15 protein-coding genes and 1 tRNA gene are annotated in these 12351 nt (G+C 71.4%); 5 read left to right on the top strand and 11 right to left on the bottom strand.

Features of this window, described 5'->3' with window-relative positions:
• Nucleotides 1–75: 75 nt before the first annotated feature.
• From ACIG5F_RS07255 to ACIG5F_RS07245, 3 genes are all read right to left on the bottom strand, one after another.
• Nucleotides 76–939 carry an Fpg/Nei family DNA glycosylase gene (locus ACIG5F_RS07255; protein WP_396516550.1) on the bottom strand — a complete coding sequence of 288 codons (864 nt, stop codon included), beginning with the start codon at nt 937–939 and terminating at the stop codon, nt 76–78.
• 3 nt (nt 940–942) lie between these two features.
• Nucleotides 943–1380, bottom strand: coding sequence for a DUF983 domain-containing protein (locus ACIG5F_RS07250; RefSeq protein ID WP_396516549.1), 438 nt, complete (start codon nt 1378–1380; stop codon nt 943–945).
• 122 nt (nt 1381–1502) lie between these two features.
• The gene (locus ACIG5F_RS07245; protein WP_396516548.1) at nt 1503–2984 is read right to left on the bottom strand and encodes a sigma-70 family RNA polymerase sigma factor; all 1482 of its coding nucleotides are present in this window, start codon (nt 2982–2984) and stop codon (nt 1503–1505) included.
• A gap of 240 nt (nt 2985–3224) precedes the next feature.
• Between ACIG5F_RS07245 and ACIG5F_RS07240 the strand changes: the two genes are divergently transcribed.
• Nucleotides 3225–3611, top strand: coding sequence for a hypothetical protein (locus tag ACIG5F_RS07240; RefSeq protein ID WP_396516547.1), 387 nt, complete (start codon nt 3225–3227; stop codon nt 3609–3611).
• Nucleotides 3612–3655: 44 nt separating this feature from the next.
• A tRNA-Gly gene (locus tag ACIG5F_RS07235) sits at nt 3656–3728 on the top strand.
• 119 nt (nt 3729–3847) lie between these two features.
• Here ACIG5F_RS07235 and ACIG5F_RS07230 read toward each other — a convergent pair.
• Both ACIG5F_RS07230 and ACIG5F_RS07225 read right to left on the bottom strand, forming a co-directional pair.
• On the bottom strand, nt 3848–4117 hold the full coding sequence (locus tag ACIG5F_RS07230; protein WP_396516546.1) for a hypothetical protein: 270 nt from the start codon (nt 4115–4117) through the stop codon (nt 3848–3850).
• Between the two features lie 113 nt (nt 4118–4230).
• Nucleotides 4231–5832: a chitinase gene (locus ACIG5F_RS07225; protein WP_396516545.1), complete on the bottom strand. Its 1602-nt coding sequence runs from the start codon at nt 5830–5832 to the stop codon at nt 4231–4233.
• Nucleotides 5833–5978: 146 nt separating this feature from the next.
• Between ACIG5F_RS07225 and ACIG5F_RS07220 the strand changes: the two genes are divergently transcribed.
• Entirely contained in the window at nt 5979–6377 is a 399-nt protein-coding gene (locus ACIG5F_RS07220; RefSeq protein WP_396516876.1) for an ATP-binding protein, read from the top strand.
• Here the strand turns inward: ACIG5F_RS07220 and ACIG5F_RS07215 are convergent.
• The 6 genes from ACIG5F_RS07215 to ACIG5F_RS07190 all read right to left on the bottom strand — a co-directional run bounded on the left by ACIG5F_RS07215 (nt 6363) and on the right by ACIG5F_RS07190 (nt 9299).
• A complete protein-coding gene (locus tag ACIG5F_RS07215) occupies nt 6363–7238 on the bottom strand; it encodes an alpha/beta fold hydrolase (RefSeq protein WP_396516544.1) in 876 nt (291 codons plus the stop codon). The two genes, ACIG5F_RS07220 and ACIG5F_RS07215, sit on opposite strands and share 15 nt — an antisense overlap.
• Nucleotides 7239–7248: 10 nt before the next feature.
• Nucleotides 7249–7605, bottom strand: coding sequence for a hypothetical protein (locus ACIG5F_RS07210; RefSeq protein ID WP_396516543.1), 357 nt, complete (start codon nt 7603–7605; stop codon nt 7249–7251).
• 15 nt (nt 7606–7620) lie between these two features.
• Nucleotides 7621–7908, bottom strand: a complete 288-nt coding sequence (locus tag ACIG5F_RS07205) for a YiaA/YiaB family inner membrane protein (RefSeq protein ID WP_396516541.1) — start codon at nt 7906–7908, stop codon at nt 7621–7623.
• 52 nt (nt 7909–7960) lie between these two features.
• Nucleotides 7961–8593 (bottom strand): zinc ribbon domain-containing protein, encoded by a 633-nt coding sequence (locus ACIG5F_RS07200; RefSeq protein WP_396516875.1) that lies wholly within the window; start codon nt 8591–8593, stop codon nt 7961–7963.
• 119 nt (nt 8594–8712) lie between these two features.
• Nucleotides 8713–9096 (bottom strand): type II toxin-antitoxin system death-on-curing family toxin, encoded by a 384-nt coding sequence (locus ACIG5F_RS07195; RefSeq protein ID WP_396516540.1) that lies wholly within the window; start codon nt 9094–9096, stop codon nt 8713–8715.
• Nucleotides 9093–9299 (bottom strand): hypothetical protein, encoded by a 207-nt coding sequence (locus tag ACIG5F_RS07190; RefSeq protein WP_396516539.1) that lies wholly within the window; start codon nt 9297–9299, stop codon nt 9093–9095. The genes ACIG5F_RS07195 and ACIG5F_RS07190 overlap by 4 nt, the downstream gene beginning before the upstream one ends.
• 125 nt (nt 9300–9424) lie before the next feature.
• Between ACIG5F_RS07190 and ACIG5F_RS07185 the strand changes: the two genes are divergently transcribed.
• Both ACIG5F_RS07185 and ACIG5F_RS07180 read left to right on the top strand, forming a co-directional pair.
• Complete coding sequence (locus tag ACIG5F_RS07185; protein WP_396516538.1) at nt 9425–10609, top strand: hypothetical protein; 1185 nt, start codon at nt 9425–9427, stop codon at nt 10607–10609.
• 26 nt (nt 10610–10635) lie between these two features.
• On the top strand, nt 10636–12330 hold the full coding sequence (locus ACIG5F_RS07180; protein WP_396516537.1) for a hypothetical protein: 1695 nt from the start codon (nt 10636–10638) through the stop codon (nt 12328–12330).
• The last annotated feature ends 21 nt before the right edge of the window (nt 12331–12351 follow it).

Below are 12351 nucleotides of genomic sequence, written 5' to 3'. Positions count from 1 at the left end.
CACATGTGCGCCACATTCGACTTCCAGTGCTGCATGTGGACCACATGTGGCGAAAACGGGGGCGGGGCTCTGGGGTTACTTGAGGAGGCGGGAGAGGCGGCGGTCGGCGAGCGGCTTGCCGCCGGTCTGGCAGGTCGGGCAGTACTGGAACGACTTGTCGGCGAAGGAGACCTCGCGCACGGTGTCGCCGCAGACCGGGCAGGGCAGGCCGGTTCGGCCGTGCACCCGCAGGCCGGAGCGCTTCTCCCCCTTGAGCGTGGCCGAGCCCTGGCCGACGGAGCGGGTGACGGCGTCGGTGAGCACGCTGTGCAGGGCGGCGTGCAGCCGGTCCAGGGCGTTGTCGTCGAGCTTGCCGGCGGTCGCGTAGGGCGAGAGCTGGGCGGTGTGCATGATCTCGTCGGAGTAGGCGTTGCCGACGCCGGCGAGCACGGTCTGGTCGGTCAGCGCGGTCTTGAGCCGCTCGGTGCGGCCCTTGAACAGCGCGGCCAGGGCAGCCCGGTCCAGCGACAGGGCGTCCGGGCCGAGCCGGGCGATGCTGGGCACCTCGGCCGGATCCTTGACGATCCACACGGCCAGGCCCTTCTTGGTGCCGGCCTCGGTGAGGTCGAAGCCCGGCCCCTGCCCCGGCGGCCCGAGGTGCACGCGCAGGGCCAGCGGCCCCTTGCCGGGCTTGGGCGGGGCGGCCGACAGGGTGTTGGCCCAGCGCAGCCAGCCGGCCCGGGCCAGGTGCACGATCAGGTGCAGGCCGTCGCAGTCCAGATCCAGGTGCTTGCCGTGGCGGCCGGCGCCGGTGACCTCGCGGCCGTGCAGATCGGTCCACGGCGGGCTGGCGGTCTTGAGCACCGACAGCGAGGCCACGTCCACCCGGACCACCGTGCGGCCGACAGCGAACTCGCGCAGGTGGTGCGCGAGCGCTTCGACCTCGGGCAGTTCAGGCAAGGGCTAGTCCACCGGTTGCAGCGGCCCGTCCACGTTGGGCAGGGAGTACACCTCGATGTTACGCGCGACCTTGCTGGTCTCCTGGCGAACCGTGAACACGCCGCGCACGGTGCCGACCCAGCGCTCCGGCGGGTGCTCGTCGAGGTCGCCCGGGGTCTCGGCGACGATCGTCCACGGCCGCCGCAGCGCCCAGCGGGCCGGGAAGAACAGGAAAAGGATCACCAGGGCCAGGATCAGCCAGGCCGGCACGACCACACCGTCGGGCCGCCAGACCAGCAGCACCACGGTCAGCAGGACCAGAATGGCGATCATGCCGATGCCCGGGCCGTGGCCGCCGGCCACGTCGTGCTCGAAGTCGTCGGCCCCGTCCATGTTGGCCCACGACATGCGACCGCGCACGGTCCACATCCTGCCGTCGGCACCCCGTACCAACCGCGTCATCCCCGCCTCCTCGCGATCGCGAACCGGTCACCGGAGCGTCTGTCCACGGTATCGCGCGGGGACTGGACCCGGCGGGTGAACCTTTGCACGCGCCAATTGTGACGGTTCGCGACCGTCCTCGCTCACTGGGGCTTTCTGATCGAGGTCGAGCCGGTCGAGGTGGTGGTGGAGGTGGCCGTCGGATCGCTCGGCGGCGACGACGTGGTGCTGGTCGTCGACGTCTTCTTGGGGGCCGAGGTGGTGGCCGGCGTGCTCTTGGTGGTGGTCGGGGTGGTGGTCGTCGGACCCAACACCGCCACCGTCGCCGAAGTGCCGGACGTCACTGAGGTGCCGGACGTGTTGGTGGTCGGGGCGTCGAGGATCTTGCCGGTGGGCGTCGAGGTCGACGTCTCCGTGACGGCGGTCTGCGGGTCGCCCGACGGCGGCGGGGCCGAGCCGGTCTGCGACGGTGGCGTCACCTGCCGGCCCGGGTGGTTGTCGAAGAACGCCGACTGCGCGCCCTCGGCCGCCTGCGCCTTGGCCGACACCGGGTGGCTGCTGGCGTACGCGCTGGTCGGGATGGAGCCGTTGGTCGCCCCGTCGGCGGCGGTCGGCTGCCCCGGCGACGGCGCGCAGTAGGTGGACACGATCTGGTGGTCGCTGTGGTCGGGGGCCGCGTCGGGCTGGCTGTGCGACAGCCACGGTCCGATGGCGATGCCGAACACGCCCACGGCCGCGACCGAGGTGGCGGTCAGGGCCAGCTTCACCCGCGTGGCCAGCAGGGCTCCCTTGCCCACGAGAGCGGCGCCGAAGCCGCTGCCGGCGACATGGCCGGCCACCACGCCGGTCGCACCGAGGCCGATCAGCGGCACCAGCACGCCGGCGTGCGCTCGTAGCGCCGAGCAGACCTCGTTGAGCTCCCCCTGCAGCGACTTGCACTGGTCGCAGCCCCGCAGGTGGGCCCGGATCCGGCGGCCCTCGAGGCCCTTCACCGTGCCGGCGGTGTAGCCGCCGAGCTTCTCCCGCACCGACCGGCAGGCCGTCGCGCCGAGGCCCTCGGTCAGATGCGCCTGGAGGTAGGCCGCGCGCAGGCCGTCCCGGGCCCGGCGGGCCAGGGCGGCGGTGGCGTTGGCGCTCAGGCCGAAGTGCGGCGCGACCACGGCCGGTCGCTCGCCCTCCACCTCGACCTGCCACAGCACCGTCCGCCAGCGCTCCGGCAGGCTGCTGAAGGCCTGGCTGATCAGCGTGCTCTCGGCCAGGCGGGACGAGTTGTCGGTGTACGGCTCGGCCCGGCGGTCCAGCTCCGCGTCCTCGACCGGCACGTCCCGGCGGCGGGCGCTCCACTCCCACGACACCCGACGGGCCACCGTCAGCAGATACGTCCGCACGTGGTCGGTCGGCCCGTTGCCGCGGCGCACGGCCTGCAACACGCGGAAGAAGGCCTCCGCGGTCAGGTCGTCGGCCTCGGCGGCGTCCCGCACCTGCTGCATCGCGAATCGGCGGACCGCGTCGGCGTGCCGCGAGAACAGCTGGCCGAAGGCGCTGTCGTCGCCCGCGCGCAGTCTCTCGAGCAGGGCTTGGTCATCGTCGGCTCCCGCCGACGCCGGGCGGCTCACGTCTGCCATCCCCGCCCCCTCCCCAGCCGAACGCCACCGAGTGGGTGACGATGATCCCACAAACAGGTGTAACCAAACGTAACAGGACAGGACAGCCTGAGTCGTTCTTACAAGGTCGCCGACCGCCGCTGATACCGCCGATTGGCCTCAGCCAGCCGTAATAACGCCTGGTGTCGGCCCGGTCACGGCTCGGCGTCATGTGGTCACGCCCGCCTCCGCCGACCGGCCCCGCACCGGTAACCTTCATCCGTGGTGGAGTGGCGTGGAGAAGCGTCGGCGCGGTTCCCCGAACTGCGTCCCTACCTCGAACGCGACTCCTGGTCCTGCCACGTCTTCCTGTTCGAGGTGCTGCAGCTCGCCCTCGAAGCGCACCGCAGCGGCGACCAGGAGCTGCTGGACCGCGCCTACGGCTTCGCCCGCTGGTGCTTCGAACAGCCCGGCCGGTTCCTGTCCAACGCCGCCGTCGTCAGCTTCTACGAGCACGTCTTCGACGACTGGGATCTTCGTCACGCCGTCGCCGCCCGGCTGCCGGCCGAGGTCATGGCCACCGTCCGCCCGCTGTGGGAGTGGCGGCTGCCCGCCGACAAGTTAGCCGAGGTGGACCGGCTGCTCGGGGCCGTCGACCACCCCGGTTGAAAACCCCGCCGCGGCATGGGATATGCTGTGCGCAGCACGGCGTTGCGGACGTAGCGCAGTTGGTAGCGCATCACCTTGCCAAGGTGAGGGTCGCGAGTTCGAGTCTCGTCGTCCGCTCGGGCCCGAGGGGCGTGTGTTCGCTGGAAAGCGCGAACACACGCCCCTCGCCGTTATTTTGGGGGGCCGAGCCCCCCACGCCCCCCACGCACTAGCTGCCCGCTGGTGTGCGAGCGCTTTCAGACTTCTAGGCGGTAGAGGCCGAAGATCATGAAGGCGGTTTCGAAGCGGATAGCGAGGTCGCTGAAGCCGTTGCCCCAGACGCGGACGGACAGGACCTCGGTGCCGGGGCTGGTGGCGAAGGCGATGGTGACGTCGGAATCGCCCTCGAGGGGGAACTCGAACCAGCCGTCCTGGGCGGTGGAGTCGCTGGTCATCAGGCCCAGGTCGACGTTGCGCCAGTCGCCGTCCTCGAGCTGCTGGCCGGCGAAGGTGCTGGCGACCTCCACGAACGCCTTGGCGTTCTGGGCCAGGATCCAGCCCTCGGCGAGCAGCTCACCCTTGCTTCTGCTGATGACGGCCTCCCGGGGCAGGGCGCTGGCCCCACCCCGGAAGGATGCGGTCAGCCGCCGAAGTACGAGGTGAAGTTGGTGGCGAACTCCCAGTTGTTGAACTTATCCCAGTTGATGGACCAGGTCATCAGGCCGCGAAGGTCCGGGTGCGTGCCGTGCACGGCGTAACCGCCGCAGTTGGTGTTCTTGGTGAGACAGTCCAGAGCCTGGTCCAGGGCGCCGGTCGAGATCCAGCCGTTGCCGGCGTTCTGGTTGGCCGGCACGCCGATGGCGACCTGGCCGGGGCTCAGCGCCGGGAACACGCGTGAGGTGTTGCCGGCCACCGGGAACCCGGTCAGCAGCATGTCGGTCATGGCGATGTGGAAGTCGGCCCCGCCCATCTGGTGGTACTGGTTGTCCAGGCCCATGATCGGCCCCGAGTTGTAGTCCTGGACGGTGAGCAGGGTCAGGGAGTCCCGCAGGGCGTAGATGACGGGCAGGAACGCGCCGGCCCGCGGGTCCTGGGCGTTGTTGGGGCCGGGACCGTAGAACTGGTAGCCCAGCTGCACGAAGAACGTCTCGGGGGCCATGGTCAGCACGAACCGGGCGCCGTAGCGGGCCTTGAGCTGCTTCAACGCCGAGATCAGGTTGACCACGACCGGGGTGGTCGGGCTGCGGAAGTCGGAGTCGCCGGCTTGCAGCGACAGGGACTGGTTCTCGAAGTCGATGTCGACGCCGTCCAGGCCCCACTTGTCGATGATGGCGCCGACCGAGTTCACGAAGTTGGTCGCCGCGGCGGCCGAGGTCAGCTGGACCTCGCCGTTGGCGCCGCCGATGGAGATGACCACCTTCTTGCCCTTGGCCTGCTGGGCCTTGATTCCGGCCAGGAAGTCGGCGTCGCTCTCCACGCCGGCGCACTCGCTGGCCGAGCAGCGGTTGAACACGATGTTGCCGTTGCCGGCGGAGTCGGCGAAGGCCAGGTCGATCACGTTCCACGCGGCCGGCACGCTGGCGATGGGCTCGTAGCCGGAGCCGTTGCCGAAGCTGGTGTGCAGGTAGCCGACCAGGGCGTGGGCCGGCAGGCCGGAGCTGGGCGGGGTGGTCGGCCCGGTAGTCGTGGTGGTGGTCGTGGTGGTGGTCGTCGTGGTTGTCGTGGTGGTCGTGGTGGGCGGCGGCTGGTTGCCGGCGGGGCCGGTCAGCGAGACGTCGTCGAGGTAGTACGTGGGCTGGCCGTACCAGCCGTGCACGTAGATCGTGACGCTGGTGGTGGACGCGCCGGTGGTGAACGAGGTCGACAGCTGCTGCCAGCTCGAGCTGGAGGTCCAGGTCTGGGGATCGGTCGTGCCGGTGCCGGTGGCGCCGAGATAGACGTAGCTGCCCTGGACCCAGGCCGACAGCGAGTACTGCGAGTTCGGCTGCACGCTGACCTGCTGGCTGCACTGGGCGAAGTTCTGGCCGGCCGGCGTGCCGGCCACCGCGCCGGCGCCGGAGTGGGTCGGCGCGGTGACGGCGGCGGCCGCCGAGCAGGTCCAGCCGGACAGGCCGGACTCGAAACCGGGGTTGGCGGCCAGGTTGGCGGTGGCGCCGGTCGCCGGCTGGGCCACGATCGCCAGCGTGACCAGGGCCGTCGCGGTGATGCCGGCCAACACGTGAAGCAGGGGTCTGCGGGTCATGCGTGCCTCCACAGGGTGCGATCCGCGGTGCCCGAAAGTGGACTAGACCACATTTTCCGTGTCAAGGTCTAGACCAAAATCGGTGGCATGGACGGCCGCCCGGGTGGGCATCCCGGTGAGGCCCACTCGCGGGAGGTGCTACCGCCATCGACAACCACCCGCCGGACCGGCCGGACGAGCTGCACTTCGGGCTCGACGGGCTCGGCCGGCTCCGGGATCTCGTCACCGCCCGCGCCCTGGCCTGTGGGCTGGCCAGGACGCGGGCCGAGGACCTGGTGCTCGCGGTGCACGAGCTGGCCACCAACAGCATTCGGCACGGCGGCGGCCACGGCGTCTTCCGGCTGTGGCGGGACGGGGCGGCGCTGGTGTGCGAGGTCAGCGACCGCGGCTGGATCACCGACCCGCAGGCCGGCCGGCGACGACCGGCCCCGGACCAGCCCGGCGGACGCGGGCTGTGGCTGGTCAATCAGCTGTGCGACGCGGTGGAACTGCGGTCGTCGCCGGCCGGAACGGTGGTGCGGGTGCGGATGTCAGGCGGCCGCTGAGCGGGCCGCGTTGTCGGCGACGGCGTCGATGACCTGGGCCCAGACCTCGCGGGGCAGGTCGTGGCCCACGCCGGGAATGGTCAGCAGCCGCGAGTCCGGGATCGCCGCGGCGGTCGCCCGGCCGCCGGACACGGCCAGCAGCGGATCGGCCTCGCCGTGCACGACCAACGTCGGCACGGCGACCGAACGCAGGGCCTCGGTGCGGTCGCCGGCGGCCATCACCGCCGCCATCTGGCGCAGGAAGCCCATCGGCCGGCGGGACCGTTCGAACGCGGCGATGGCCGAGTTGCGGATTCGCTCGGCGTCCAGGGGAAAACCGGGCGAGCCGATCACCTTGGTGGCCTGGATCGCGAGCTCGCCGGCCGCCTCGGCGGTGTCCGGGGCCGGCGACTGGAGCGTGGCCACCGCCTCCGGCGTGGACTCGCCGACCGAGCGGTCGCCGGTGGTGGACATGATCGAACAGGCCGACAGCAGCCGGTCGGCGTGCCGGATCAGCAGCTCCTGCACGATCATGCCGCCCATCGACACGCCCAGCACGTGCGCCCGCTCGATGCCCAGCGCGGTCAGCAGGCCAGCGGCGTCGTCGGCCATGTCCGACAGCTGGTACGGCGCCGATGAGGCGTCGCCGGCCAGCACCGCCGGCACGTCCAGCGGCGCGTCGTCGAAGGACTGGGACAGGCCGATGTCGCGGTTGTCGTACCGGATCACGTGGAAACCCTTGTCCACCAACAGTCGGGTGAAGCCGGGGTCCCAGGCGATCAGCTGCGTGCCGAGGCCGTTCACCAGCAGCAGGGCGGGATCGCCGGGATCGCCGATGGTGTCGTACTCCAGGGTGATCCCGTTCGCGGTCACGTGCGGCATCGGGTTCCTCTCACAGATCCGGCAGTGGGTCCGGCGGGAGCCAGTCCCGGTCGGCCAGCTCCGCGTCCGCGGCCCGCGCCACCGGCACGTACTCCTCGTCGATCTCCAGCCGCATCGTGCCCAGCTCGATGACCCCGGCCGTGGGCGACAGCCGCACCGAACGGGGAAACCTCGCCCACACCGACTCGGGCACGTGCCGCTGGAAGAACTTGCAGGCCAACAGGGTCACCCCGGACGCGCCGACCACGACGAGCAGGCTGATCATCCCGGGGCGACCGACCGACAGCGCCGGGAAGAGGTACTCGATCTGCTCACCGGGCGGCAGCAGCGCCTTGCACAGCTGCCTGACCTCGGACGACAGGGCCACAGATCCAGTCTGCCATCAGTCGACGCGGAACGGATCGTGCTCGGCGATCAGCTTGTCCACCCGGGCCCGGTCCACCCGGTGCGCCAGCGCCGAATCCTCCTGCCGGTCGCGCACCACCTTGGCCAGCGTGAACGCCGAGGTGACGGTGTAGAGCAGGCCGACCGCCAGAAACGCTCTGATCCAGGGGTCGACGGGCAGGAGCGCGACCCCGACGGCCACCGCGATCAGCGACAGGCCGAAGGAGATCGCCGCCTGGGCGAAGAACGCGGGAGTGGGGCCGTTGGTGGGAGTTGGCGTCGTCATGGGGAAAGCGTCTCGGGTCGGGGCCGACTCGTCTTGAGTACTGCTACTCAGTTCAGAGCTTGCCGCCGCACTCGGAGCAGAACACCGCGCCCGGCTTGTTGGCCGTCGAGCCGCAGCCGCCGCAGGCCACCGGCATCGCCAGCGAGCCGCCGCAGGCCGAGCAGAACTTGCCGCCGTCCACCTTCGCGCCGCAGCTCGGGCAGTCCAGCTTGGCCCGCGTGGCCACGTCCACCTCGGCCGTCCAGTCCTGCTCGCGGGCCTTCTGCCAGATCTGGTCGCGCTGGGCCGCCGACTGGGCGCGGGCCACTTCCTCGGCCACGATCGGCGAGCAGCGCAGGCACTGGCCGATCTCCTCGTTCCAGCACTGCGCCTTGCACATCCAGTCGCCGCAGCCGCGGCACTGCCGGAAGCTGGGGCTGATCTCCCCCACCGCCGCGGTCAGCGCCTTGTCCTTGGCCGGCGAGTTGGTGGCGCGGTCGTAGCGCCACTGCTCGGCCGAGCGGCTCAGGTCCTCGACCGCCCCGCCGAACAGCGAGCCGACCGCGCGCAACAGGCCGCGGCCCATTTCCACCTTGTCCCGCTGGAACGCCGAACGGTAGCCGTTGCCACAGCGCTCACAGTAGAACTCGAACTGGTATCCCTCGGTATTCGAGAGATCGCGGAAGTTGTCGGTGAACGGGACCATTCCAGGCACGCACGGACCCTATCCGGCGGCGGACCCGTTGCGCCCCTGCCGTTTCGGGCAAGGATCACCGCAATCGGGGCAAGGGTTCACGCCCCTTGGTGCAGCCGGTGATGCCCTCGTCACGCGCCGTTTCGCGACCATTCCCGCAACGTCGCCGCCACCGTATCCACATCGTCCGATTCACCCGCCGCGGCGGCGAGCACGAATTCCGTCGCCCGATCGTCGTCCGGCGTGAAATCGAACCCGTTGAGCGCCAGGAACACCCGGGCCGCCACCCAGGCCAGCCGCTTGTTGCCATCGATCAGCGGATGGTTGCGCAGCACCGAGTGCATCAGCGCCGCCGCCTTGCGATGCGGATCCGGATACGCGTCCGCGCCGAACATCGTCATCCTCGGCCGGGCCGCCGCCGAGTCCAGCAGTCCCTCGTCCCGGATCAGCGCCTCGCCGCCCATCGTCGCGTGGGCGATCGCCAGCAGATCGGCCGTCGTCAGATACCTGGTCATGCCGTGCCCAGCCGATGCACGATCACCGCGTCCGTCGCCAGCACCCGCCCCGCGATGGCCATCACCTCCGCGTGCCGCCGCGCCTCCAGCGCCGCCGCCACCGCATCCGCCGCGAATTCCTCGGCCGACACGCCTTCGGCCCGCGCCGCGGCGTGCAGTTCGACATCGAGTTCATCCGGCAGTCGCACGGTCAGTGTGGTCACGAGTTGACCATAACCAGAGGCAAACGCCGAGCCGGACTCCTTTTTTCGGGTCACTATGTTGTGACGGACGGACGCGCCTGGTAGCAAGGCCGGACACGGTGCCGCGGACCCCCGGAGGAACGATCGTGACCTGGCAGGAGGAACTCCGCGCACTGGACGCCCAGCTGGCGGACAAGGGGATCACCCCCGCCGAGTACCGGCGCCAGCGCGACAACCTGCTCGCGGCGGCGTCCGGAGGCTTCCCGCCGGCCGGGCAGGTCGCGCCGCAGCGTCCGGCGCAGCCGACGCCTCCGCAGGGACTACCGGCGCAAGACCAGTCGGCGCAGGGATCCCAGCCCGCATCCGACCAGTACCAGCCGGCCTCGTCGCCGCCCCAGTACCAGGCGATCCAGCCCATGCCCGGCCCGGCGGCTCCGCTCCAGCAGCAACCGCCTTACCCCGCGGCCCCGCAGATGCCCAGTCAGCCGTTGCCGATCCAGCAGCCGCCGGGCACGCCGCCGTCGGGGCAGCCCGCGCCGGCCGGCCCGTCGTTCACCGGCATGCCGATCCAGCCGATGCCGCCGGCGCCGGACAGCCACGTGGTGCCGCCGTGGTCGCCGGTGACCGAGCTGCCGATGTACCAGCCGCTGGCCGACCAGCAGGCCCCGGCGCCGCAGTACGCGCCGCGGACGCCGATGGAGGAAGAGCTCTTCAACGCCAAGGTGGCCAGGAAGAAGTCACGGGCCGCGCTGCTGGTCGTCGTCGTGGTGGTGGCCGTGTTACTGCTGGCCGGCGGCTGGTGGTTCGGCGTCCGCCCGGCGATGGAGGCGGCGTCGGCCCCGTCCGGCCCACAGGCGCTGCACCTGGAGGACCTGCCGGCGCTACCCGGCGCCGCCCGTCTGGACCGGGCCGAGCTGTCGGTCTTCGAGGGCCAGAACCGCGGCCTGTTCGACGCCCGCGAGGCCGACTTCCTCCAGGCCGACAAGGTGAGCCAGGTCACATTCACCGGATCGGCGGACGGCCATCTCAACTACGTGGTCCTCGCCTTCGTCACCGACGGCCCGACCTCGGCCAAGAAAACCAGCGCCGACCTGCTGGAGTATCAGGACCTCGGCGGCCTGCACCCGGCCGACGGCATCGGCCTGCCCGACCAGGTCAAGGTGGTCAAGCTGGTTGCCGGCGACCAGGTGCAGTACCGCGCCATCTACGCTTCCGGCCTGAACGCGGTGATGGTGGCGGTCGCGCAGGCCCAACCCGCCGACGAGTCGGCGGTCGCCAAGGCGCTGCACGACGCCGCCACCGCACTGTTGGCCAAGGCGCCGGCGAGCTAGCGGCCGGCGGGGGAACCGGAGCTCGCATGACCACCACGCAGTCCCGGCCGGAGATGGCCGAGACGGCGGCCGAGGACGGCCGTCGCCGCTGGCCTTGGCCGGCGATCCTGTTGACGGTGCTGGCCGCGCTGCCGGTGCTGTCGATGATCGTGGAGGTCGTCCGCTCCCCCCGGCTGAACTTCCTGGACTACTGGTCGGTGCTCGGCCTGGCCAGCTCCCCGACCGGCCAGTACCACCTGGCCGGTCTCTTCGTCGTCTACAACCAGCACCCGGTGGTGCTGGCCGGCACCTTGTTCTGGCTGGACGCGAAGTTCTTCGGCGGCTCCAACCAGGCGCTGGGCCTGCTGGTGATCGCGCTCAGCCTGGTCGTCGTGGCGGCGCTGGCGTCGATGCTGCCGCGCCGGCTGGGCCCGACGGTGCGGGCGGCGGCGCTGGCCGGCTTCGCCCTGCTGCTGTTCTCCGCGGGCAACCTGGAGAACTTCGCCGAGGGCATGAGCGGCACGCACTGGCTGTCCGGCCTGGCCCCGGCCGTCGTGGCGATCGCGCTGGCGCATCGCGGGCGGACGGCGCCGGCGCTGATCCTCGGCTTGATCGCCTGCTTCGGCCACGGCGCGGCGTTCCCGGTGTGGGTGGCACTGGCCCTGATCCCCTGGCTGCGCGGCGACCGGCGGTGGAAGGTGATCACGCCGATCGTCATCGCCGTGCTGGGCGCCATCGGCGCGGCCATCGCGTACACGACGCTGCCCGGCTCCTCCCCGACTTCGGTGGCAGCGCTGACCCTGGACCGGTTCCTGGCCGTCACCTCCGGCGTGGTCGGCCAGCTGTGGTCCTCGCAGGCGCCGGACCTGCCGGTGTTGGCCGGCACGCTGACGACCATCCTGCTGGCGGTGGCGGTCGCGCTGGTCGTCGCCTCCCGGATCCGGCCCCGTGAGCAGCACGAACAGCAGCCCGCCGAGGCCGCCGGCTGGACCGGCTTCGGCGCGCACATGCTGCTGGCCGCGGCCATGATCGGCGTGTCCCGCGCCGGAGTGGCCGACAACATCGGCGAGTCCGGCCGGTACGCGGTGATCAGCGGCCTTGCGCTGTGCGCGCTGCTGGGGCTGGGGCTGGTCCTGTGGCGCCGGCTCGCGGTCCTGCCGGCCGTGGTGCTGGCGGTCGCGGTCGGCCTGATGACGTTCGCGCTGGGCAGCCCGCAGGCCACCAACGTGCGCAACCAGTACCCGAACCAGACGGTGTTGGCGGTGGCGGCGCGGCTGGACGCCAAGAACGTGATGACGTCACTGCGGATGAAGGACACCATCCTGCCGGCGGCCAAGGGCCTCGGCGTCTACCCGTTCACCAGCGACTTCACCCTCGGCTGTGGTGGCCCGGAACTGGGCTCGCAGCTGAACGTGTCCGCCGCGCCGCAGCTGGCCCCCGCAGCGGCGGGCGCGAGCGGCGGCTACGTGGAGACGGGCAAGGTGGTCGGCGACACGGTGCTGTCCGGCTGGGCGGTGGTGGACGGCAGGAGTCCCGACTGCGTGCTCGTGGTGGACGACCACGACAATGTGGTCGGGGGCGGTTACGTGGGCCTGCCGCGGCCGGATGTGGCGGCGGCCACCCACACCACCGCCGTCAACGTCGGCTGGCACGCGGTCGCCGCCGCCAACGCGACAAACCCGCAGGTCGTGGTGATGTCCGGGGGCAAGGCGTACCGCCTGGCGGTGGCTCCGAAGCAGTGACAGACGAGGCCGGGTCACAAC

This window comes from Kutzneria sp. NPDC052558, assembly GCF_044547355.1.
Taxonomy (GTDB): domain Bacteria; phylum Actinomycetota; class Actinomycetes; order Mycobacteriales; family Pseudonocardiaceae; genus Kutzneria.
This window is presented reverse-complemented; position numbering and strand designations above follow the sequence as displayed.